21 protein-coding genes are annotated in these 22,816 nt (G+C 66.0%); 9 read left to right on the plus strand and 12 right to left on the minus strand.

The features are described 5' to 3' along the window. The 3 genes from QMZ16_RS14185 to QMZ16_RS14195 form a co-directional block, all read right to left on the minus strand. Complete coding sequence (locus QMZ16_RS14185) at nt 1–969, minus strand: ABC transporter permease (RefSeq protein WP_022708335.1); 969 nt, start codon at nt 967–969, stop codon at nt 1–3. A gap of 14 nt (nt 970–983) precedes the next feature. Further along, nucleotides 984–1,967 (minus strand): ABC transporter permease, encoded by a 984-nt coding sequence (locus QMZ16_RS14190; protein WP_022708336.1) that lies wholly within the window; start codon nt 1,965–1,967, stop codon nt 984–986. A gap of 64 nt (nt 1,968–2,031) precedes the next feature. Continuing rightward, nucleotides 2,032–3,609 carry an ABC transporter substrate-binding protein gene (locus tag QMZ16_RS14195; RefSeq protein WP_282603706.1) on the minus strand — a complete coding sequence of 526 codons (1,578 nt, stop codon included), beginning with the start codon at nt 3,607–3,609 and terminating at the stop codon, nt 2,032–2,034. A gap of 163 nt (nt 3,610–3,772) precedes the next feature. Here QMZ16_RS14195 and QMZ16_RS14200 point away from each other — a divergent pair, with 163 nt between their 5' ends. Together QMZ16_RS14200 and QMZ16_RS14205 are read left to right on the plus strand one after the other, a co-directional pair. Continuing rightward, on the plus strand, nt 3,773–4,462 hold the full coding sequence (locus QMZ16_RS14200; RefSeq protein ID WP_282603707.1) for a GntR family transcriptional regulator: 690 nt from the start codon (nt 3,773–3,775) through the stop codon (nt 4,460–4,462). Next, nucleotides 4,459–5,112, plus strand: coding sequence for a flavin reductase family protein (locus QMZ16_RS14205; RefSeq protein ID WP_282603708.1), 654 nt, complete (start codon nt 4,459–4,461; stop codon nt 5,110–5,112). Before QMZ16_RS14200 ends, QMZ16_RS14205 begins: the two co-directional genes overlap by 4 nt. A 76-nt stretch (nt 5,113–5,188) precedes the next feature. Here the strand turns inward: QMZ16_RS14205 and QMZ16_RS14210 are convergent, their stop codons facing one another. The 3 genes from QMZ16_RS14210 to QMZ16_RS14220 all read right to left on the minus strand — a co-directional run bounded on the left by QMZ16_RS14210 (nt 5,189) and on the right by QMZ16_RS14220 (nt 10,792). Beyond that, nucleotides 5,189–8,425, minus strand: a complete 3,237-nt coding sequence (locus QMZ16_RS14210) for a Hint domain-containing protein (RefSeq protein WP_282603709.1) — start codon at nt 8,423–8,425, stop codon at nt 5,189–5,191. Nucleotides 8,426–8,685: 260 nt separating this feature from the next. Then, on the minus strand, nt 8,686–8,916 hold the full coding sequence (locus QMZ16_RS14215) for a hypothetical protein (protein WP_282603710.1): 231 nt from the start codon (nt 8,914–8,916) through the stop codon (nt 8,686–8,688). 763 nt (nt 8,917–9,679) lie between these two features. Continuing rightward, nucleotides 9,680–10,792, minus strand: a complete 1,113-nt coding sequence (locus QMZ16_RS14220; protein ID WP_282603711.1) for a zinc-binding dehydrogenase — start codon at nt 10,790–10,792, stop codon at nt 9,680–9,682. A gap of 416 nt (nt 10,793–11,208) precedes the next feature. Between QMZ16_RS14220 and QMZ16_RS14225 the strand changes: the two genes are divergently transcribed. Genes QMZ16_RS14225 through QMZ16_RS14235 form a run of 3 tightly spaced genes read left to right on the plus strand, consistent with a single transcriptional unit; the run spans nt 11,209 to nt 13,976 of the window. Further along, nucleotides 11,209–11,697, plus strand: coding sequence for a TRAP transporter small permease (locus QMZ16_RS14225; protein WP_282603712.1), 489 nt, complete (start codon nt 11,209–11,211; stop codon nt 11,695–11,697). A 1-nt stretch (nt 11,698) separates the two neighbouring features. After that, entirely contained in the window at nt 11,699–12,979 is a 1,281-nt protein-coding gene (locus tag QMZ16_RS14230; protein WP_282603713.1) for a TRAP transporter large permease subunit, read from the plus strand. Nucleotides 12,980–13,004: 25 nt separating this feature from the next. Then, on the plus strand, nt 13,005–13,976 hold the full coding sequence (locus QMZ16_RS14235) for a DctP family TRAP transporter solute-binding subunit (RefSeq protein ID WP_282603714.1): 972 nt from the start codon (nt 13,005–13,007) through the stop codon (nt 13,974–13,976). Nucleotides 13,977–14,056: 80 nt separating this feature from the next. Here the strand turns inward: QMZ16_RS14235 and QMZ16_RS14240 are convergent, their stop codons facing one another. The 5 genes from QMZ16_RS14240 to QMZ16_RS14260 form a co-directional block, all read right to left on the minus strand. Further along, complete coding sequence (locus QMZ16_RS14240; RefSeq protein WP_282603715.1) at nt 14,057–15,073, minus strand: LacI family DNA-binding transcriptional regulator; 1,017 nt, start codon at nt 15,071–15,073, stop codon at nt 14,057–14,059. A gap of 61 nt (nt 15,074–15,134) precedes the next feature. Beyond that, complete coding sequence (locus tag QMZ16_RS14245; RefSeq protein ID WP_022708346.1) at nt 15,135–15,473, minus strand: hypothetical protein; 339 nt, start codon at nt 15,471–15,473, stop codon at nt 15,135–15,137. Next, a complete protein-coding gene (locus QMZ16_RS14250; RefSeq protein WP_282603716.1) occupies nt 15,470–16,360 on the minus strand; it encodes an NAD(P)-dependent oxidoreductase in 891 nt (296 codons plus the stop codon). The genes QMZ16_RS14245 and QMZ16_RS14250 overlap by 4 nt, the downstream gene beginning before the upstream one ends. Next, nucleotides 16,357–16,854: a gluconokinase gene (locus tag QMZ16_RS14255; RefSeq protein WP_282603717.1), complete on the minus strand. Its 498-nt coding sequence runs from the start codon at nt 16,852–16,854 to the stop codon at nt 16,357–16,359. Before QMZ16_RS14255 ends, QMZ16_RS14250 begins: the two co-directional genes overlap by 4 nt. After that, nucleotides 16,851–17,606, minus strand: coding sequence for an SDR family oxidoreductase (locus QMZ16_RS14260; protein WP_282603718.1), 756 nt, complete (start codon nt 17,604–17,606; stop codon nt 16,851–16,853). The genes QMZ16_RS14255 and QMZ16_RS14260 overlap by 4 nt, the downstream gene beginning before the upstream one ends. Before the next feature lie 110 nt (nt 17,607–17,716). Here QMZ16_RS14260 and QMZ16_RS14265 point away from each other — a divergent pair, with 110 nt between their 5' ends. Together QMZ16_RS14265 and QMZ16_RS14270 are read left to right on the plus strand one after the other, a co-directional pair. Further along, on the plus strand, nt 17,717–18,667 hold the full coding sequence (locus QMZ16_RS14265) for a 2-hydroxyacid dehydrogenase (RefSeq protein ID WP_282603719.1): 951 nt from the start codon (nt 17,717–17,719) through the stop codon (nt 18,665–18,667). Continuing rightward, a complete protein-coding gene (locus QMZ16_RS14270; protein ID WP_282603720.1) occupies nt 18,667–19,695 on the plus strand; it encodes an L-idonate 5-dehydrogenase in 1,029 nt (342 codons plus the stop codon). The genes QMZ16_RS14265 and QMZ16_RS14270 overlap by 1 nt, the downstream gene beginning before the upstream one ends. A 69-nt stretch (nt 19,696–19,764) precedes the next feature. Here QMZ16_RS14270 and QMZ16_RS14275 read toward each other — a convergent pair whose 3' ends face one another. Further along, on the minus strand, nt 19,765–20,535 hold the full coding sequence (locus QMZ16_RS14275; protein WP_282603721.1) for an IclR family transcriptional regulator C-terminal domain-containing protein: 771 nt from the start codon (nt 20,533–20,535) through the stop codon (nt 19,765–19,767). A 107-nt stretch (nt 20,536–20,642) separates the two neighbouring features. Here QMZ16_RS14275 and QMZ16_RS14280 point away from each other — a divergent pair, with 107 nt between their 5' ends. Together QMZ16_RS14280 and QMZ16_RS14285 are read left to right on the plus strand one after the other, a co-directional pair. Beyond that, entirely contained in the window at nt 20,643–21,377 is a 735-nt protein-coding gene (locus QMZ16_RS14280; protein WP_282603722.1) for a 3-oxoacid CoA-transferase subunit A, read from the plus strand. Then, on the plus strand, nt 21,374–22,045 hold the full coding sequence (locus QMZ16_RS14285; protein ID WP_282603723.1) for a 3-oxoacid CoA-transferase subunit B: 672 nt from the start codon (nt 21,374–21,376) through the stop codon (nt 22,043–22,045). The genes QMZ16_RS14280 and QMZ16_RS14285 overlap by 4 nt, the downstream gene beginning before the upstream one ends. Nucleotides 22,046–22,816 lie beyond the last annotated feature (771 nt).

Below are 22,816 nucleotides of genomic sequence, written 5' to 3' on the forward strand. Positions count from 1 at the left end.
TCACCGCAGTTTGGGGTTGAGCGCGTCGCGCAGCCAGTCCCCGATCATGTTGACCGACAGGACGATGAGGCAGAGCTGGATGGACGGGAACACGACGATCCACCACAGCCCGGAGAACAGGTACTGGTTGCCGATCCGGATCAGCGTGCCCAGGCTGGGCTGATCGGGGGGCATGCCGACGCCCAGGAAGGACAGCGTGGCCTCGGACAGGATCGCCAGCCCGAAATTCAGCGTGGCGGCCACCATGATCGGCGTCAGGCAGTTCGGCAGGATGTGGTGCAGCATGATGCGCCAAGGGCGGACGCGGATCAGCTTGGCGGCCTGCACGTATTCCTTGCGGGCCTCGACCATGGCCGATGCGCGCACGGTGCGGGCGTATTGCACCCAGGACGGCACGGCGATCGCCATGATCAGGATGGGGGCCGCCAGCACGTCCTTGAGGCCCGTCGGCAGCGATGCCGTGGCGATGGCCGTGATCAGGATCGCGATCAGGATGAAGGGCATGGACAGCAGCACGTCGCCCACGCGCATGATCACGTTGTCCACCCAGCCGCCGAAATACCCCGCGACCAGCCCGAGCGTCAGCCCGATCGCCAGCGCCACGATGACCGAGGCGAACCCGATGATCAGCGAGATGCGGGAGCCATAGAGAACCGCCGACAGGATGTCGCGCCCCTGCGTGTCGGTCCCCAGCACATAGGGCCACTGCCCTTCGGCGTTCCAGATCGGCGGGATCTCCGAGTTCCACAGCTCCAGCGCGGCAAGGTCGTAGGGGTTCTGCGGCGTGATGAGCGGCGCAAGGAAGGCGGTCGCGGCGACGATCGCCAGCAGGATCGCCGCGAAGACCGCCGAGGGGTGCGCGCGGAAGGAATGCCACAGGTCGCTGTCGCGCATCCGCTGCAGGCGTCCGGGCAGGGGCGCGGCCGGGGCGGGGGTGGTATCGGCGGGAAGGGTCACGGTCTTTTCCATCGGGGCCTCCGGGCTCAGCCTTTTCCGCGTGCGCTGTCGTCGCGCAGGCGCGGATCGACCCAGGCATAGGTGATGTCGACAAGGGTGTTCAGGGCGACGAAGATGAACGAGACGATCAGCAGGTACGCCGCCATCACCGGCAGATCGACGAAGGTCACGGCCTGGATGAACAGCATCCCCATGCCGGGCCACTGGAAGACCGTTTCGGTCACCAGCGCGAAGGCGATTAGGTTGCCGATCTGCATGCCGGTCAGGGTGATGACGGGCATCAGGCAGTTGCGCAGCGCGTGGCGCCAATGCACCCGGCGGGCGGGCACGCCCCGCGCGCGGGCGAACTTGATATAGTCGGCGCGCAGCGTCTCCAGCATCTCGGCGCGGACCAGCCGCATCACCAGCGTCACCTGGAAGGTCGAGAGCGAGATCGCAGGCAGAAGCAGCGCCGCCCGCCCCGAGGGCGTCAGCAGACCCGTGGACCACCAGCCGATATCGACCGTCTCGCCGCGCCCGAAGGCGGGCAGCCAGCCAAGCGTGACCGAGAAGGCCAGGATCAGCATGATCCCCACGACGAAGCTGGGCAGCGAGACCCCGACGATCGACCCAAGCTGCAGCATGTTCGCAAGCTTGCTGTCGCGATATATCGCCGTGACGACGCCCGCCGGGATGCCCACCACCAACGAGATCAGCGTGGCCACCAGCACCAGTTCCAGCGTGGCCGGGAAGCGTTCCTGGATCAGCACCATCACGTCCTGCTGATTGCGGTACGAGATGCCGAAATCGCCCTGCACCGCGTTCGTGACGAAGCGGGTGTACTGGGTCAGGAAGCCGTCGTTCAGGCCCAGCCTCTCTCTCAGGTCGATGCGGTCCTGCAGGGTGGCCTGCTCGTTGACCATCATCTCGACCGGGTCGCCGAAGAAGCGGAAGATGACGAAGGCCAGCAGCGCCACCGCCAGCATGACAAAGACCGCGTTGGCGGTACGCTTGAGAAGGAAGGCTAGCATCGCAGGCTCCGATCGGGTGGACAGCGTGCCGGACCGCCCGCAGGGGGCGATCCGGCGAGGGGCGTCAGGATTCCCCGCCCATGCGGGCGAACCACAGGCGCGGCTTGGCATCGGGGAACAGCGGCATCTCGGCCACGTCCTGCGTCACGGCCCAGGCCATCGGCTGCTGGTGCAGCGGGATCATGATGACCTCGTCCTTGACGATCTGCAGCGCCTGCGTCTGCAGCGCCAGTCGCGCCTCGACGTCCAGCTCCTGTCCCGCCTCGTCGACCAGCGCGTCCAGTTCGGGATAGGACCAGCCGCCCCAGTTGAAGACCCCGGCATTGCCGTCCTTCGAATGGAAGATCTGCAGAAGCGGCGAGTAGCTGTCCAGCAGCGGCAGCGTCGCCCAGCCGAGCGTGTAGACATCGGTCTTGGCATTGGTCCGCTTGGGCGACTGCACTGCGCGCGGGGCGACATCCAGCTTGGGGGCAAGGCCGATGCGGCTCCACATCGAGGCGATGGCCTGGCAGAACTGTTCCTCGTTCACCAGCCCGTCGCTGAGGCAGTTGAACTCGAACTCCAGCCCCTCGGGGACGCCGGCCTCGGCCAGGATCGCCTTGGCGGCATCGGGATCGTGGACGGGCAGGGCGTCCAGTTCCTCGACATAGCCGGGGATCTGCGGCGCGACGGTCGCCCCGGCGGTGCGGGACTTGCCGCGCATCACCTTCTGCTGGATCAGGTCCAGATCGATGGCCTGGTACAGCGCCTCGCGGACGGCCTTGTCGCGGAAGGGGTTCGGCTCTCCGGTGGTCAGCGTCTCGCGGAAGGGGAAGCCGATCATGACGGTGCGCAGATCGACGCCTTCCAGCACCTCGACCTCGGGCGCGGCCTCGAGGCGCGGCAGATCCTGCACGGGCGCGTCGTTGGTGAAGTCGATCTCGCCCGACAGCAGGGCGGCGACGCGGGTGGCCGCCGAATTGACGGGCGTCAGCTCGATCCGGTCGAGATTGTGCTGCGCCTCGTCCCACCAGTCGGGATTGGCCACGAAGACCGTCCTGGCATCGGGCTGGCGGCTTTCGACGATGAAGGGGCCGGTGCCGTTCGCGTTGTAGGTGGCATAGCCTTCGGTCCCCGCGCCCACGTCGGTCGGCAGCAGGGCGTCGTTCTCGGTCAGCCATTCGGCGTCGAAGATGTGGATGTTGGTCAGGTCGTTCAGCAGCAGCGGATAGGTGCCGTTCAGCGTGATGTCGACGGTATGGTCGTCCACCACCGCCGCGCTGACATAGGCGGGCAGGTTGCCCTTCAGCGGCGAGGTCTCGTGGCTGACGCGGGTCAGCGATGCGACGACATCCTCGGCGGTGAAGGGGTTTCCGTTGTGGAAGGTCACGCCCTGGCGCAGCTTGAAGCGCCAGGTGATCTGGTCGTCCAGGATCTCCCAGCTTTCGGCAAGGGCGGGCTCGATCTTCAGGTCGCGGTCATAGCGGACAAGCCCTTCATAGACGTGGTTCAGCACGTTGATCGTGAAGCTGTCGCCGAAGGAATAGGGGTCCAGCGATCCGATATCGCGGTTCGCCCCCCATTTCAGCACGTTCTCGGCCTGTGCGGTGCCCGTCAGCGCGACAACTGCCGCCGAGGCGAGCATGAGATGGCGTAGTTTCATGTCCTGGTCCCTTTCCAACTGGATTGCATCACGGAATCGACAAAATTGGATACGATGCATCTTGGGTGACACAGCGGATGCGATGTGGCAAGCAAATTGTATCCGATTGACGGATGCAATCGTATGCGCTAGCGATTGTGCAAAGCAGACAGGCAAACGGAACATGACCGAGAACAAGACGACCCTGACCGACGCGGTCCACGACCTGCTGAAGAAGGCGATCATCGAGCAGGCGCTGAAACCCGGGATGCGCCTGCCCGAGGATACGGTGGGCGAACAGTTCGGCGTGTCCCGCACCATCGTGCGCCACGCCTTCGTGCGGCTGGAACACGAGGGGCTGATCGCGACCCGGCGCAATCGCGGTGCCTTCGTCGCGGAACCCACGCGCGACGAGGCGCAGAACGTCTTCGAGGTGCGCCGCTGCCTGGAAAGCGACGTGATCCGCCTGTTGTGCAAACGGATGCCCGAAAGCGGCTATGACCGACTGGAATCGCATGTGCGGCACGAACAGGCCGTGCGCGGCAAGGACGGCCCCGCCGCGATCCGCCTCGCGGGCGAATTCCACATCCTGTTGGCCGAACTGACCGGCAACCCGGTGCTGGCACGCTATGTCGCCGAGGTCGTGCTGCGCTGCTCGCTCATCCTGTCGCTCTATGCGCGCAGCCATTCATCGGATTGCGCAGTGGACGAACATTCGCAGATCATCGAGGCGATCCGCAGCGGCGATGCCGCCGCCGCCATCGCGATCATGGAACATCACTTGGGCGCCGTCGCGGATCGTGCGGCGCTGGTGAACCCGCAGGATAGTATCCAATCCATTCTCTCACACTACGGCTCGGAACTCGCCCCATGACGCAGAAGACCGGCTATCACGCCTTCGATTTCGCGGAACTGACTGCGCGAGAGGCCTACAAGGTGATGATCGGGACCATCGTGCCGCGCCCGATCGCGTGGGTGACGACGATCTCGACCGACGGTGTGGTGAATGCGGCGCCCTACAGCTTCTTCAACTGCCTCTCCGCCGATCCCCCCATCCTGGCACTGGGCGTCGAGAACAAGCCCGACAAGAGCCTGAAGGACACGGCCGAGAACATCCGCATGACGGATTGCTTCACCGTCAACATCGTGGACCGCGCCAATGTCGAGGCGATGGCCGTCACCGCCGCGGGCTTCGCGCCGGGCGTGGACGAGCTGGAGATGGCGGGCCTGACCGCCGTTCCGGGCGACAGCGTGGCCTGCCCCCGCATCGCCGAGGCCCCGGTGGCCTTCGAATGCGAACGGTATCTGGGCATCGCCGTCAGCGCATCGCGAGAGATCATCCTGGGCCGCATCCTGCGCGCCCATATCCGCGAGGACATCATCGACCCCGCGACGCATTATTCGGATCATGCGAAGCTGGATGCCTTGGGTCGGATGGGTGGCAACGGCTATGCCGGGACGCTGGATTATTTCGACCTGCCGACCCCCTCGGCCGAGGCCGTTCTGGCCGCGCGGGGCGTCTGAGCCGGTTCCTCGACGCGCAGCCTTTCAGATCTTTATGCCTGCACCGGCAGATGCCGGTGCAGGCTTTTCATTGGCCTCAGGCGCGGACCAGCGGCTTCTGGTTCTTAAGGTGACGCATCGCCAGCTTGCGCCCCATGCGACCGGACAGCAGCTGGCGGGCAGGGGGCATTTCCCGGCCTTCCTCGAACAGTTCGGGGAACAGGGTCAGCATCTCCAGCCGGGCCTGGGGCGACACGGCCTTCAGCGCCTGCGCACCGGTATAGAGGCTTTCGGATTCCGCGCCATTCGCCAGCACGATCTCGTGGCGGTCGAACATGAAGTGGACATATTCCACATCCGCCAGATCGGTCGCGATGTCGATGCCGTCCAGCATCAGCAGCTGCTTGGCGGCGACCAGCACCTCATCCGCATCGAACATCCGCTTGGCGATGTTGGACCGCACGAGGATCCGGTGCTGGGGCGAGACGACCAGATCCGTCGCGGGGACGTTCTGGCCCAACGCGCCGGCCTTGATGCGGATCGGACGCAGGTTCGCGAAGGCCGCCAGATCGGTCGCCCCAAGCTTGCGGCCGCCGATCCACTGCAGCGGACGCAGCCCGCGGTCCTTGGTCTGGATCAGGTCGCCGACACGCAGGTCCTGGACCTCGACCTCGCCACGGGCGGTACGGATCAGCGTGCCCGCCGCGAAGCAGATGACGCCGGTATTCTCCAGCCCCAGCTGATCCCCCGTGACGCCGGTCAGGACGGTGCCGCCCACATTGTCCAGCACGCCGTCCGCGATATCCGCACGCAGCCATTGCAGCGCCGAGCTGTATTGCGGATTGCCCGGCGTCGCGTTCCAGGTGGCCAGGGTGGCCTCGTTGTAGAACGCCGCAAGGTTGATGAAATCGTTGTTCGTCGGATCGCCATCGTCCGCGTTGTCGGCGTTGAAGTCGGTGATGACATCGGCCGAGCTGCCGTCCAGGATGAACGTGTCCGCGCCATCGCCACCGGTCAGCGTGTCGTTGCCCGCGCCCCCCTGCAGCGTGTCGTTCCCGGCACCGCCAAGAAGGGTGTCGTTCCCGGCTCCGCCGTCCAGCAGATCGTTCCCCGCGCCGCCATCCAGCACGTTCGCGGCAGCGTTGCCGGTCAGCGTGTCGTCCTGCGAAGAGCCGGTCACGTTCTCGAAGTTGCTGAACGTATCGCCCTGCGCATCGCCGCCCGTGGCGGTGTTGGTCGCCAGGTTGACGGTGACGCCTGCCGCCGATCCGGCATAGGACAGCGTGTCGGTGCCCGCGCCGCCGTCCAGCGTGTCCGCGCCCGCGCCGCCATTGACGGTGTCGTCGCCCGCACCGCCCGAGATGACGTTCGCACCCGAATTGCCCGTCAGGCTGTCGTTCTGGGCCGAACCTGTCAGGTTCTCGAAGTTGCTGATCGTGTCGCCCTGCGCATCGCCACCCGATGCGGTGCTGTTCGCGATGTCCACGGTGACGCCTGCGGCGGATCCCGCATAGCTCAGCGTATCCGTGCCCGCGCCGCCATCCAGCACGTCGGCACCGGTGCCACCCTCGACGATGTCGTCGCCGGTACCGCCCTCGATGGTGTCGTTCCCCGCGCCGCCCGACAGCGTGTCATTGCCGCCCAGACCCTGCAGGAGGTTCGCCTGGGAGTTGCCGGTGATGGCGTTGGTCCCGGCGTTGCCGCGGACGTTCTCGAAGTTGAGGAAGTCGGTCTGCCACCCGCCGATCGCGGTCGCCGGACCGGTATCGTTCAGCGTGACCCCGATATCCGCAGAGTTGACGGCAGCAGAATCCAGCGCGATGGTGTCGATGCCTGCACCACCGTCGATCGTGTCGATGGGCCCGAGCTCTGGGAAGAACCCAAGCTCGGCGGTATCGTTGCCGCCTTCCAGCTGAACGTTGTCGACGCCTGCGGTGCCCGCAGTGCTGGGGCCGCCAACCCAGAAGTCGTCACCCTCGCCGCCGAAGACGGTATTCGTCCCCGTGCCACCGAACAGCGTGTCGTTCCCGGCACCGCCAAGAAGCGTGTCGTTCCCTGCGCCGCCGTCTAGCGAATCGTTGCCGTCGCCACCCGTCAGGGTGTCGTTGCCGTCACCGCCCGACAGCGTGTCGTTGCCAGCGCCGCCATCCAGCGCGTTCGCAGCCGCGTTGCCGGTCAGCGTGTCGTTCTGCGAAGAACCGGTCAGGTTCTCGAAGTTGCTGATCGTGTCGCCCTGAGCGTCGCCACCCGACGCAGTGTTGGTCGCCAGGTTGACGGCGACACCCGCAGCCGATCCCGCATAGGACAGCGTATCGGTTCCCGCGCCGCCATCCAGTGTGTCGGCACCCGCGCCGCCATTGATCGTGTCGTTGCCCAGCCCGCCCGAAATGACGTTCGCGCCAGCGCTGCCCGTCAGGTTGTCGTTCAGGCCCGAGCCGGTCAGGTTCTCGAAATTGCTGATCGTGTCGCCCTGGGCATCGCCGCCCGACGCGGTGTTGGTCCCGATGTTCACGGTCACGCCCGCGGTCGATCCCGCATAGGTAAGCGTGTCGGTGCCCGCGCCGCCGTCCAGCACGTCGGCACCGGTGCCGCCCTCGATCGTGTCGTTGCCGGTGCCGCCCTCGATGGTGTCGTTGCCCGCACCGCCCGACAGCGTGTCGTTGCCGCCGAGGCCCTGCAGAAGGTTCGCCTGAGAGTTGCCGGTGATGGCGTTGGTCCCGGCGTTGCCGCGGACGTTCTCGAAGTTGAGGAAGTTGGTTTGCCACCCACCGATGGGGGTAGCAGCGCCAGAGTCGTTCAGTGTAATTCCGTAGTTCGCGGTGTTCAGCGCAGCCGAATCGAACGCGATGGTGTCGATGCCCGCACCGCCGTCGATGGTGTCCGTGGGCCCGAACTGTGGGAAGAACCCAAGCTGGGCGGTGTCGTTGCCGCCTTCCAGCTGCACGTTGTCGACACCTGCTGTACCGTTAGTGCTGGGGCCACCGATCCAGAAGTCGTCACCCTCGCCGCCGAACACGGTGTTCGTCCCGGTACCGCCGAACAGCGTATCGTTGCCATCGCCGCCGTAGATCGTGTCGTTGCCCGCACCGCCATCAAGCGAGTCGTTGCCGATCCCGCCATAGATCACGTCGTTGCCGTCATCACCCCGGACGGTATCCGCACCGGCCCCGCCGAAGATGGTGTCGTTGCCACCACCGCCGTTGATCGAGTCGTTGCCCTCCAGACCGTCGATATAGTTCGCACTGTTGTCGATCACCGGCGCGGGTGAATTGCTGTTCAACTGGTCGGCATATCCGACACCCATGGTGTCGTTGCCCGTGGTGCCTTCGATCACGGGCCTATATTCGCCTGCATCCCTGTTCGCGGTGAGACTCGAAATGTCGCTGATCACGGTCGACAGCTGCACGGACTGGATCGGCTTCGTTTCCAGCGCGTCTTGGTCGGAATCTTGCGTCGTCGAGCCCACCATGTAAAGGTTGCCCGCCGTGTCCTGAATCACGCGAACGTCGATATCATCATCGATCGTGCCATCAGCGTATGTCACAGTGGCAGACATGAAAACAAGCGAATCGAACGTCTGGGGCGAACCACCGTTTATCGAGAACTGGTCGATATTTCCTTGGTTGTCATAGCTATTCGAGCCGGTTCCGCCAATATAGCCATTCCCCCCGGCGAGAAGGTCTGTATCTGGTTGTAAAGCGGATCTGTCGAACTGCCGAAGCTTTTGCCCTCGAGCAAACCGGCATCCTCGACCTGCCGATTACTGTCGTCGGTATCCAGATCGGCGAAGGTTCCAAGGCGGAACACGTTGAATGTCGTGGGCATTGTCGATCCCTTGATCTTTGGGTGTCAAAGCCGTCCCGAAACTTCTCCGGGCCAGTCGGGCGTCAGGGCGCATCGCTCTGCTTCGCGCATCGTCCCTGTCGCGACCTGTCAGGACGCATTCCTATCGGCCATGGCACCGCCCGGAGCGAGACGCACGGGCAAGGTCGACGGAGATGGAAGAGGGCGGTCGATCCGTTTTTTTTCAGAGAGTGCGCATGATCGTTCCGTCGCCCGCAATCAGCGGTGGAGGGCGTGCGCTGCCATTCGAGCGGAAATGCCCTAGGGGGCGTAGCGTTGCTGCGACGGGTCCGGAATCTAGAGGAAATACGCCACGAGGTCGGACGCAAGGGCCCCGCAAGCGGCGCAGGGCATTGATCTATCGACAGAAGTCACAGGCATAGAATTCTTTCTGAATTGCTTACAGGCGGTTTGGAGCTCACCGAGCCAAATACACCCTTAACGAATTCTTAACCATAGCGCAGCAACTTTATGGCGATTTGTATGGATTTTATATGGCGGGGCTTTGCAGGTATAATCGTGCCCGCCGCAAGCCGTTCCGGGGTCGCCTGACCGAACTATGTGATGCCCGAGGCGTAGTGCCTTTTGCAGGGCGCCGCAACCGCACGACGGGCCGAAAAGATCGCCACCGCAGCCGATCCGAAACCAGGTGGTGAATCGGTCGGGCTGCGATGGGTAGGGCCCGCAATGCCATCACCTAAGCCCGCAAGCGCCGCCGGGTCGGCGGCGCCCTTCGGGGATCGGTTCAGGCCCAGGGCGTCACGAGATACTTCTCGCCCGTGCGCATGGCGCGGTAATCCATCACGGCTTCCTTGGTCAGCATCTCCTCCAACGAGACGCGGGCCTTGTAGCTGCTGGCGAAGGTCGTCGTCAGGTTGTCCCGAACTCGCTGCCGCATCCGTCCCATAGTTTCCTGCCCGACCGATTGCAGGAACGGGAACAGCAGCCATCCGGACAGCGTCCAGCCGAAGCCGTAGGCGGGGGTCAGGACGGTCGGGCCGGTATCCAGGCGGCCATAGATGAACATGCGCTTCTGCTGGTTCGAGCCATAGCGCGAATATTCGGACATCTGCTGGACGGCGACGCGTTCCATCGCGCGGAAGGCGGTATCGACCAGCTTGCCGCCGCCGACCGGATCGAAGCCATAGAACGCGCTCGTGTCGGCAATGGCGGCGGTCAGCTGATCCATGAAATCATTGGCAGACGAGTTCACCACATGCGTGGCACCCATCCCCTTCAGCAACTCGACCTGATCCTCCTTGCGGACGATGTTCACGAGGTCGAGGCCGTCCTCCTGGCAGATGCGGGTCAGCATCTGACCGAGGTTCGATGCCCCGACCGTGTGCAGGATGGCGTTCTGACCATCGGCCTTGGCGTTCTCGACGAACCCGAGGGCGGTCATCGGGTTCACGAAGGCGCTGGCGCCTTCCTCGGCCGAGTGGTCGCCGAGGGGCAGGCACATCGCGGCATCGGCGATGCAGTACTGGCTGTAGGCATTGCCCGGCACGCAGGAGACGCGCTGGCCGATCAGCGCCTGCGCAGTCTCGCCGTCACCCGCCGCGACGACGGTGCCCGCACCCTCGTTCCCTGCCGGAAGCTTCAGCCCTTGGCGGGATTTCGAGGCCGCGTTCGCCTGCGCGGGCATCTGGGCCACGAACTTGCCGGGGCTGAACTGGGCGTTCTCGATGTCCGCGCCGCCGACGAGGATGGCAAGATCCGACGGGTTGATCGGCGCCGCCTCCATCCGCACCAGGACCTGGTTGCCGGTCGGATCGGGGAAGGACACCTCCTCGATCGCGACGGTCAGCGTGCCGTCGGCGTCCAGCGTGGTGAACAGTTGCTTGCCGGTGGTGGCCATGCTCGGATCTCCTTGGTTTTCAGTATCCTTGGAGGGGATATGTAGGTTCGCCGGAGGGGCGGCACTAGGGTCGCGGCGGGCGGAACCTGCCCGACCGGCGGGAATACGCGGGCCGCTGCCACTTATCCGCCAGACGGGCCATTCCAATGCCAACTGCTCTTGCTGAAGCTTCGCCACGATTCCCTGGCGCCGATCTTGCACGATCACGGCACCCGATTGACCGGTAACCGCTCCCAAAGACCTTCGCCATGTTGCGTCGCGCAAGGTCACCCACGCGCCGATGCTGCCTCCCGGAGGCCCGCATGTTCCACCTGCCGGACAGCGCTTGACAGGCTGCAGGACAGCGCTTGACAGGCCGAATGGTAACGATATCATCCAACCCGAACGTACGCGCTGTCCTGGGGAGGAGAAGGCCGATGCGACAAGCCATCGAGGCTCTTTGGCGTCTGATCGACGTCGTCATGGCGGTCCTGCTGACGGGCATGATCGCGCTGGTCTTTCTGAACGTGGTCATGCGCTATGGCTTCTCGAGCGGGCTGCGCGTCACGATCGAGCTGTCGCGCCTGTGGTTCGTCTGGGTGGTGATGCTCGGGGCGGCGGTGGTGCTGCGGCGGGGCGAACATCTGCAGCTGTCCGAGTTCTCCGAGGCGCTGATGCCCCGTTTCGTTCCGATCCTGCGCCGGATCTGCTGGGCAATCGTGCTGGTCGCGGTGCTGATGCTGTTCGTCGGGGCGTGGCGGCAGACGCAGGCCAACTGGCACAACATCTCGCAGCTGACGGGCCTGCCGTCGGGGCTCTTTTACCTGTCCGGCGTCATTTCTGCCGGGCTGATGGCGGCGGTCGCCGTCGTGCGGATCTTCGGACCGGATCGCGGTCCCGCCGGCACCCACCCCGAGGCACATTGACATGACCCTGATCATCTTCCTCGGCGTCCTGTTCGTCGGTATCCTTGCGGGTCTGCCCGTGGCCTTCGCGCTGCTGCTGTCGTCGATGGCGCTAATGGTTCAGATGAACCTCTTCAGCGCCGACATCCTTGCGCAATCGCTGATCAACGGGGTGGACAGCTTTCCGCTGTTGGCGGTGCCCTTCTTCCTGGTCGCGGGCGAGGTCATGTCGCGGGGCGGCCTGTCGACGCGGATCGTCACGCTTGCCATGTCGCTTGTGGGGCACCGGCGGGGTGGGCTGGGATATGTCGCGATCCTGACATCGATCGTCCTGGCGGGGCTGTCGGGATCGGCCGTGGCGGATGCCGCCGCGCTGGTGTCCATCCTCTATCCGATGATGCGCAAGGCCGGATACCCGCAGGGGCGCAGCCTCGGGCTGCTTGCTTCGGGGGGCATCATCGCACCGATCATTCCGCCCTCGCTTCCGCTGATCCTGGTGGGCGTCGCCGGAAACATCTCGATCGCCAAGCTGTTCCTTGCGGGCATCGTGCCGGGGCTGATGATGGCGCTGGTGCTGGTGTCGATCTGGACCGTCATCATGCGCGGCGAGGAGATCGAGACCTTGCCCAAGGCCAGCGCCGCGGCCCGCTGGAAGGCCCTGCGCGAGGGGATCTGGGCGCTGCTGCTGCCGGTCATCATCATCGGGGGCATCCGTTCGGGCGCCTTCACGCCCACCGAGGCCGCCGTCGTCGCCGCGGTCTATGCCATCTTCATCTCGACCGTGATCTACCGCGAGATGAGCTTTGCAAGCTTCGTCGAGATCCTGATCCAGGCGGGCCGGGCCACGGCGATGGTGATGTTCCTTGTCGGTGCCGCGATGGTCGCCGCGTGGCTGATCACGGTGGCGCAGCTTCCCCAGCAGCTGGCCGCATTGCTGCAACCGCTGATCGACAGCCCGCGCGTCCTGATGCTGGTCATCATGCTTCTGGTCCTGTCCGTCGGCATGGTCATGGACCTGTCGCCGACGGTCCTGATCCTCGTGCCGCTGCTGATGCCGGTGGTCCGCATGGCCGGTATCGACGAGGTGTATTTCGGCCTCATGTTCATCCTGAACTGCTCCATCGGGCTGATCACGCCTCCGGTCGGAACGGTCCTGAACGTCGTCTGCGGCGTCGGTCGCGTGCCGATGAGCCAGGCGGTCAAGGGCGTCGGGCCCTTCATCCTCGGCTATGTCGTGCTGCTGGGACTGTTCATCCTGTTTCCGCAACTGATCACCGTGCCTGCCAGCTTCATGGCCGGCTGATACCAAATCCTTGAGGGAGGAAATCATGAAGACGCTTATCCGTACCACCTGCATGGCCGCCATCATGTCGGTCGCGGCGCTGTCCGCGCAGGCGCAGACCAGCCTGCGCCTGGCCCATGCCGCGCCCGAGAGCGACCTGCAGCAGACGCTCGCCACCTATTTCAAGGAGCAGATCGAGGAACGCAGCGAGGGCGAGATCACCGTCACGATCTTCCCGCAGGGCCAGCTGGGCAACGACGCCGCGATGGTCGACGGCACCCGGTCGGGCATCATCGACATCGTCATGACCGGCCTGAACAACCTGACCGGCCTCGTGCCGGATGCCGGCGCGTTCGAGCTGCCGTTCATCTTCCCGACCCGCGCCGACGCCTATGCGGTGCTGGACGGCGAGATCGGGCAGGGCATCAGCGCCCAGTTCGAGCCGGAGGGCCTGAAGATGCTGGGATATCCCGAGAACGGCTATCGCAACATGACCAACAATCGCGGCCCCATCGTCGAGCCTGCGGATGTCTCGGGCCTGCAGATGCGGGTCAACAACTCTCGTGCGCTGAGCGACATGTTCCAGCTGCTGGGCGCGACGCCGCAGCAGATCCCTGTGGCCGAGCTCTACACCGCGCTGGAGACGGGCGTCGTCGATGCCCAGGACCACCCGATCGGCATCGTGCAGTCCTTCAAGTTCGACGAGGTGCAGGACTACCTGTCGATGACCCAGCACGCCTATTCGGCCCTGGCGCTGGCCATGAACATGGACAAGTTCGAAGGCCTGGACGAGGAGCAGCAGGCGATGGTCCTGGAGGTTGCTGCCGAGGCCGTCGCCATGCAGCGCGAACTGGCGCAAGAGCGCGAGGACGAGATGATCGCCGACCTGGAAAGCAAGGGGATGCAGGTCAACCGCGACGTGAACGCCGAGGCGTTCCAGGAAGCCGTTCGTCCGGTCTGGGACAGCTTCGTCGAGCAGAACGGCGATGCCCTGGTGAACGCGATCACCGCGCAATAAGCCCTGTGCATCGAACCTTCCCGGGGGCAGTCATCTGCCCCCGGTTTTGCATTCCGGCCCGCGCGGTTCTTTTCAGGGGATCACTTGCCCATGCTGCTTGCCCGCGACAGCAGTTCCGGATCGATATGCAGGATGGCCGGATCGGACAGCTTGCCGTCCAGCGCCTTCAGGATGAGGGACGCCGCCTCGCGGCCGATCTGCAGCGGGAAGGGGTTGACGGTCGTCAGTGGCGGCACGCAGACCGCGGCGATCTCGTAATCGCCGAAGCCTGCCACCGCGACCTGCCCCGGGACGTCTATTCCCTGCCTCTGACATTCGCTGAGCGCGCCGAAGGCCGACAGGTCGGACACGCAGATGACGGCATCCGTATCGGGCAGGCGTCGCAGCAGGTCGGCCATCGACTGCGCGCCCTCGGCCATCGAGATCGGCGGCGGACCGGCATCGACCAGCCTCGTGGCGTCCAGGCCATGCCGCTGCATCGCGGCGATGAACCCCCGTCGCCGGTCCGAGCCGCGGGTATCCCGCTCGGCCTCGCCGCCGATGAAGGCGATGCGGCTGCGACCAAGCGCGACCAGGTGATCGACCAAGGCGCCGATCGCCGCCGCATTCGAGAAGCCGACCACATGGCCGATGGGCCGATCGGGAAGATCCCAGATCTCGACCACCGGGATCGCGGCCTTTTCCAGAAGCATCCGCGCCCGGTCGGTATGCGTGCCGCCGGTGACGACCATCGCCTCGGGGCGGCGGCGCAGCAGCTGCGCGATCAGCGCCTCCTCGGCCTGGACATCGTAATCGGTATAGCCAAGCAGGATCTGCAGCCCGCGTTCGCGCAGCCCGTCCGAAAGGCCGCGCACCGTGTTCGCGAAGTTGGCGTTGTTGATCGAGGGGATCGTCACGGCGACGAAATCCGAACGTTGCGAGCGAAGGGCCGAAGCGGTGCTGTCGAAGACATAGCCCAGTTCGTCGGCGGCCTTCATCACGGCGGCGCGGGCGGTCTCGCTGACTAGGCCGCCCCCCTTGAAGGCCCGGCTGACCGTCATGGGAGAGACGCCCGCAGCGCGGGCGATGTCGACCATTGTGGGTGGGCGGCGGGTCACGGGCGTCGTTTCCGGTCAGGTGGTATCGATCCCACCCATTTGAGCAGGATCGCGTTCCGTTTCAAGCCGACAATTGGTGGTCGTGCGCGGTGGTGACGTGGTGATGAATGCGGCCGTCGAAATACCGCGCCAGGACCGCCTCGGTCGCGGCCTTGGCACGGGCCCGGACCGGGCTGGCCAGCGCCGTCTCGACCGCCTCGAGGTCGGGATAGCTGATTGCCAGGATCATCGGGATCTCGGGGGCGCCGTCGTCGCGGAACTCGGCAAAGTTTACGCGGACTGCGAGGGCGCCGGGAAAGGCGTTCCACTCGGGCAGCACCTCGGACAGGATGGCGTCGCGAAACGCCTCGTGCTGGCCCTCGCGGACGCGGCCCTCGAACAGGGCGAAGCGGGTGATCATCGGCTGGCCTCCTTGGCAAGCGGGTTGGGGAAGAATTCCATCAGGGCGGCCTGGTCCTGGTCGCCCAGACCGCGGGCGGTCAGCTGGCGGTGGATCTCGGCGCAGAGTGCCGTCAGCGGCATCGGAGTGTGGGACAGGCGCGCAAGATCCTGCGCGCCGTTCAGGTCCTTGACCATGTTGTCGATACGCCCCGTCGGGCGATAGTCGCGCCCGGCAAAGCGCGGCATGTACTCTTGGAGAATGGCACTGTCCGCGCGCCCCCCGGCAAGCGCCTCGGGGATCCTCTCGGCAGAGATGCCCGCCGCTTCCGCCAGCGCCGTCGCTTCGGCCACGGCAAGGAAGTTCAACCCGCACAGCACCTGGTTGATCAGCTTGGTCGCCTGTCCGGCGCCGGCATCGCCCATGCGTGTCTGGTTGCTGGCGACCTGCGCCAGCAGGCCCTGCGCCTCGGCGACATCGGCCTCGGTCCCGCCCTGCATGAGGGTCAGCTGACCGGTCGCCGCCTTCGGCGCCCCGCCCGAAAGGGGGCTGTCCACCCACCGCAACCCGCGATCTGCGGCATCGCGTGCCAGCGCCTGCGTGGCCGTCGGATCGATCGAGGACATGTCGATGATCAGCGTCCCCGGCGCGGCCCCCGAGGCCACGCCATCGGTACCGAACACCGCGTCCCTGACGATGCCGGGGGCGTTCAGCGACAGGATCACCGCCTGCGCCCCGCGGGCCGCCTCGGCCGCGTTGGTCGTCGCGGTGGCGCCAAGGGCCTCCAGCGGCTGCATCTGCGCGGGATTGCGGTCGAAGACGCGCAGCCGCGTTCCGGTGCGTGCAAGGCGCGCGCCGATGGCGCCGCCCATCGCACCGGCACCGATCAGGGCGATGGTCTGGGTCATGTTCGATCTCCTTGAATGGCCTGTATGGCGGTGTCCGCGATCACGTCCAGCGGCAGCATGATGTCCAGCGCGACGGCTTCGTCCGTGCCCGGCGGTTCCAGGGTCGCGATCTGGCTGTCCAGCAGCGCCGGAGGCATGTAGTGGCCCTTGCGCCCGGACATGCGCGCGGCGATGACGTCGCGCGGACCGTGCAGATAGAAGAACGTGACCGGCCCGCCAGCCGCTTCGCGCAACCGGTCCCGATAGGCGCGACGCAGTGCGGAACAGCCGACGATCACGGGCGCGCTTTCGGACAGGGTCCTTGCCACTTCGTCCAGCCAGGGCCAGCGGTCCTCGTCGGTCAGCGGGGTGCCTGCCGCCATCTTGGCGACATTGGCCGCGGGATGCAGATCGTCGCCGTCCAGATAGGGCACGCCAAGTCGCCGCGCCAGCGCAAGCCCGACGCTGGTCTTGCCCGTTCCTGACACCCCCATGACGACACCGCGCAGGGTCACAGCGATGCCGTGATGCCGCCGTCCACATAGAGGACGTGCCCGTTCACGAAGCTGGACGCGTCCGAGGACAGGAACACGCAGGCCCCGACCAGTTCCTCGACCCGGCCCCACCGCCCTGCGGGCGTGCGCTTTTCCAGCCAGCCCGAGAATTCGGGATCGGCGACGAGCGCGGCATTCAGGGGCGTGTCGAAATATCCCGGCGCGATGGCGTTGCAGTTCAGGCCAAGGCGCGCCCAGTCGGTTGCCATCCCCTTGGTCAGGTTGCCGACCGCCCCCTTCGTCGCGGTATAGGGCGCGATCGAGGGCCGCGCGAGCGAGGTCTGCACGCTTGCGATGTTGATGATGCGCCCGATCCCGCGCGCGATCATGTGGCGGGCGACCGCCTGGCCGACATTGAAGACCGAGGCGACATTGGTCTGAAGCAGCCGCTGGAAGGCATCGGCCGGAAAATCCTCGAGGGGCGCGCGGAACTGCATCCCGGCGTTGTTGACCAGGATGTCGATGGGCCCGACATCCGCCTCGAAGCCGTCGATGGCGGTGCGGACCGCATCGTGATCGGTCACGTCGAAGACAAGCGATTGCGCGCCGGGGATCTGCTGCGCGGCCTCGGCCAGGCGGTCTGCATCGCGGCCGTTCAGCACCACCTCGGCGCCGGCATCGGCCAGCCCGCGTGCAAGCGCCAATCCGATCCCCTGCGACGACCCTGTCACCAGTGCGCGCCGCCCGGTCAGGTCGAACAATGCGTGGCTCATGCAACTCCTCCTCTGCATTCCTGCCCGCGATTGGCTCTCGACAACGCGGCGTTCGTCTCGTTATGGTATCGTTACCAACAGGCTGTCAAGCCAAACTGCCGGAGGACCGAATGACCCGCCCCCAGATACTGCAGACCGGCCCCTATCCCGAATGGGATCAAGGTCCCCTGGACGCCGATTTCACCGTGCACCGCCTGTTCGAGGCGGATGATCGCGACGCCTTCCTGGCCCAGCACGGGCCCGAGGTCCGGGCCATCGCGACGCGCGGCGAACTGGGCGCCAACGCGGCCATGATCGCGGCATGCCCCAAGCTCGAGATCATCAGCGTCTATGGCGTGGGCTTCGACGCGGTCGATCTTGCGGCGTGCCGGGCGCGCGGGATCCGCGTGACGAACACCCCCGACGTGCTGACCTCGGACGTGGCCGATCTGGGTGTCGCGATGATGCTGATGCAGTCACGCGGCATGCTGGGGGCGGAACGGTGGGTCCGCGACGGGTCCTGGGCCGCCAAGGGCCTCTATCCGCTGCAGCGCAGGGTATGGGGGCGACGGGCCGGCGTGCTGGGCCTTGGCCGGATCGGTACCGAGGTCGCCAAGCGCCTTCAGGGCTTCGGCATGCAGATCAGCTATGGGGCACGCGCGCCGCAGGACCACGCCCACCCGGACTGGCGCTTTGTCGCGGATCCGGTGCAACTGGCCGCGGAAACCGATTTCCTGTTCGTGACGCTGGCCGCCTCGGCCGCGACGCGGCACATCATCGACCGGAACGTGATCGAGTCCCTCGGCCCCGAGGGGATGCTGATCAACATTTCCCGCGCGTCCAACATCGACGAGGAGGCGCTGCTGGATGCGCTGGAATCCGGACGCCTGGGATCGGCGGCACTGGACGTCTTCGACGGCGAACCCGCACTGAATCCGCGCTTCCTTGCGCTGGAGAACGTCCTGCTGCAGCCTCACCACGCGTCGGGCACGATCGAGACGCGCAAGGCGATGGGCCAGTTGCTGCGCGACAACCTGACGGCCCATTTCGCGGGGCAGGCCCTGCCGACGGCGGTGCTGTGATGAAGGCTCTGGTCATCCATGCCGCCAAGGATCTGCGCCTCGAGGATCGTCCCGATCCCGCGCCCGGACCGGGCCAGGTTCTCCTGCGCCTTGCGACCGGCGGGATCTGCGGTTCCGACCTTCACTATGTCAATCATGGCGGCTTCGGCGCCGTCCGCCTGAAGGAGCCGATGATCCTCGGCCACGAGGTCTCGGCCCATGTCGAGGCATTGGGCGAGGGGGTGACGGGCCTTATCCCGGGCCAGCTGGTGGCGGTGTCCCCGTCGCGCCCCTGCGGCAGCTGCAAGTTCTGCCACGAGGGCCTGCCGAACCATTGCCTGGACATGCGGTTCTATGGTTCGGCCATGCCGTTCCCGCATGTGCAGGGGGCGTTCCGTCAACTGCTGGTGGCCGATCCGTCGCAATGCGTGGATGCGACGGGGCTGACGCCGGGCGAGGCCGCGATGGCCGAGCCGCTGGCCGTGACCCTGCACGCGACAAGGCGGGCGGGCGAGATGCTGGGCGCCCGCGTTCTGGTGACGGGTTGCGGCCCGATCGGCCTGCTGTCGATCCTTGCCGCCCGTCGCGCCGGCGCGACCGAGATCGTCGCCGCCGACCTGTCGGACTATACCCTTGGCCTTGCGCGGCAGATCGGGGCCGACAAGGTCGTGAACCTTCGGTCCGATCCTGACGGGCTTGCGCCCTATGGTGCCGGCAAGGGCCATTTCGATGTCCTTTATGAATGTTCGGGCGCGCAGCCCGCGCTTGTGGCGGGCATCGCGGCCATGCGCCCGCGCGGCGTCGTCCTGCAGCTGGGGCTGGGCGGGGACATGAGCCTGCCGATGATGATGCTGACGGCCAAGGAGCTGGACCTGCGCGGCAGCTTCCGGTTCCACCCCGAGTTCGCGACCGGCGTCGCGCTGATGCAGCAAGGGCTGATCGACGTGAAGCCGTTGATCAGCCACACCATAGAGCTGGCCGATGCCGCGTCCGGCTTCGACCTGGCATCCGACCGAGGCAGGGCGATGAAGGTGCAGATCCGCTTCTAGTCCGCGGGGCAGGGCCGGCATCCCGCATCTGCAGCGGGATGCTGACGGAATTGGGGGGGTGGGCCGCGGTCAGACCGGAACCGGCAGGCGGACCCGTCGCATCCCCTCCTGCACCTTGCGCAGCGGGCCCAGACAGCGCGGGACGAGGGCGTCGGTCTCGACCTGCGCCGCCGACACGCCGACATTGATCGCCGCAACCGCCACCCCCTGCGCCGAGAACAGCGGCACCGCGATCGAGCGCAACCCGATCTCGACCTCCTGGTCGATCACGGCATAGCCGTCGTGGCGTGCGGCCTCGATCCTCTCGACGATCTCGTCGGGGGTGGTCAGGCTGAAGCGGGTGCGCGGGGTCAGGTCGGCCTGGTCCAGAAGCGTGCGCACGCGGTCGGGGGGCAGAGCGGCCAGCAGCACCCGCCCCATCGAGGTGCAATGCGCGGGCAGGCGCGACCCCGGCATCAGGTTGATCGACATGACCCTCCGTTGGGCGGCGCGGGCCAGGTACACGATCTCGGTCCCGTCCAGGATCGAGACCGAGGCCGATTGCCCCACCTGGTCCGACAGCTGGTCCAGCCAAGGCTGCATGATCTGCGGCAGGGGCATCGCGGACAGCGCCCCCATGCCAAGACGCAGGACCCGTGCGGTCAGGGTGAAGAACTTGCCGTCGTAATCCGCGTATCCGGCATCGTGAAGGGTCAGCAGCAGGCGCCGCGCCGTCGCGCGGTCGAAGCCGGTCGCGCGCGCCATGTCGGTGATCGACATGCGCGGATGTTCGGGGCTGAACGCCTCGATCGCGGTCAGTCCCTTGACCAGCGAGCCGACGATATCCGACCTGTTTGCCATGCGCACAAAGCTGATCGCAATGCGAACAAAGATCAAGATGTGAACGGATCGACGTGACAAAAACGGCCCCGCCCGTGAACAAAGGGGGTCGGAGGACAGGAGGGGACATGGACAAGCGGATTTCGACGCTGGCCGATGCCGTCGCGGGGGTGAAGGACGGCGCGACCGTGATGGTCGGCGGCTTTGGCGGATCGGGGGCGCCCATCGAACTGATGCACGCGCTGATCGACCGCTATCTGGCCACGGGCAGCCCCGCGCGGCTGACGGTCATCAACAACAACGCGGGCAACGGGCATGTCGGCATCGCCGCGATGATCGAACAGGGCATGGTCGCAAAGGTGATATGCTCGTTCCCGCGCTCGGCCGATCCGCGGGTCTTCACCGAACGCTATCTTGCGGGCGAGATCGAACTGGAGCTGGTGCCGCAGGGCACATTGGCCGAGCGGATCCGCGCGGGCGGCGCAGGCATCCCGGCCTTCTATACCCCCACGGGCTTCGGGACCGAACTGGCGATGGGCAAGCCCGTCGCAGAGTTCGACGGGCGGTCCTATGTGCAAGAGCGGTGGCTGAAGGCCGACGTGGCGCTGATCAAGGCCGAGAAGGGCGACCGCCTCGGCAACCTCACCTATCGCATGGCCGCGCGCAATTTCGCGCCCCTGATGGCGATGGCGGCGGCGCGGACAATCGTGCAGGTCGCACAGTTGGTCGAACCCGGCGGGATCGAGCCCGAGGCCGTCGTGACGCCCGGCATCTTCGTCGATGCCGTCGTGCATGTCCCCGATCCCGCCCAGGAAGAGGACCTGAACCGGTCCGGGGCCCGCCATCCAAAGGTGACCGCATGACCGCCGGACTGACCAATGCCCAGATCGCCTGGCGCGCCGCGCAGGACATCGAGGACGGCGCCTATGTGAACCTCGGGATCGGGTTTCCGGAAATGGTCGCCCGTTTCCAGCCCGACGGACGGCAGGCGATCTTCCATACCGAGAACGGCATCCTCGGCTTCGGCGAGGCGCCCCCGCCGGGGCAAGAGGACTGGGACCTGATCAATGCGGGCAAGAAGGCCGTGACATTGCGGCCCGGCACGGCCTTCTTCGATCACGCCGACAGCTTCGCGATGGTTCGGGGCGGGCATCTGGACGTGGCGATCCTCGGCGCGTTCCAGGTGGCCCAGAACGGCGATCTGGCGAACTGGTCGACTGGCCCAAATGGCGTGCCCGCCGTCGGTGGCGCGATGGACCTCGTGCACGGGGCGCGGCGCGTCGCCGTCCTGACGGATCACGTCACCAGGGACGGCAGGCCCAAGCTGGTCGATCGCTGCACCCTACCGCTGACGGGCGTGGGCTGCGTCACGCGGGTCTATACCTCGCTGGCGGTCATCGATATCGAAGGTGGCCGCTTCATTCTGCGAGAAAAGCTGCCCTCGATCCGACTTGACGATTTGCAATCGCTGACCGGCGCGGTGCTGCATCTTAACGGCACGCCCGCCGATCTGACCGTCCCCGAGATATGAGATGACGGAAGCCTTTGTCCCTGATCATGTCCGCACTTCGGTCGGGCGCTTCGGCACGCCCAAGGCCGGAAGCGCCCTCAGCCGTGCGGCTCGGATCCGCGACTCATAATTGGACGGCACTTGGTGAACTCGCTGATCGAGGCGCCATGCGGCATCTGTTGAAGCGATCAGAAAGCCTTCGTGCTGCGGTTCAGGCAGGAGTCGACGACCGCCCATGACACGGGCGGCCCGCGGCCAAGATTTTCCGGCATTCATCCCGCAGCGTAGGAGCGATCTGCGCATCTTGGGCTATAATGGGCTCTTCCCTCGCGGCGCGAACCTGAAAGCTCCGAGCAGATCGTCGGGCTGCTCGAAATGCTTCCGAAGTTCGTCGGGGATCGTTTTGCCCGCTTCCCTTCAAGGAGGCATCGATAGGGTGACATATACACAGAAGAACGGACAGCCTCCTCAGTTCGTACGTAAACGGTAGCCAAGAAACACTTGAAGAATAGAGGCATCGTTCAACACGAGACCAAAACTCCCCAAATGGGTCGGCTTGGTTGCATCCTAAGTCCACGCCCTCACTGGCATGCGGTGAGCGGCGCGGAAATGGCCCTGGCCAGTCCCTCCCTGCCTGATGCGTACCACGCGACTGACCTGCTCCCTTTAGAGTCCGCGTTCTTTAGTTCGCTCTGTCCAGGGTTTGGTCCTCTAGTGACCGTTGGTGATACTCCCACGGGGTGAGCCCGTCGAGGCTCGTGTGGGGGCGGTGGTTGTAGTCGTCGCGCCACG

The sequence above is a fragment of the Paracoccus sp. PARArs4 genome (genome assembly GCF_947311865.1).
In the GTDB taxonomy this organism is placed as follows: Bacteria; Pseudomonadota; Alphaproteobacteria; order Rhodobacterales; family Rhodobacteraceae; genus Paracoccus; species Paracoccus zeaxanthinifaciens.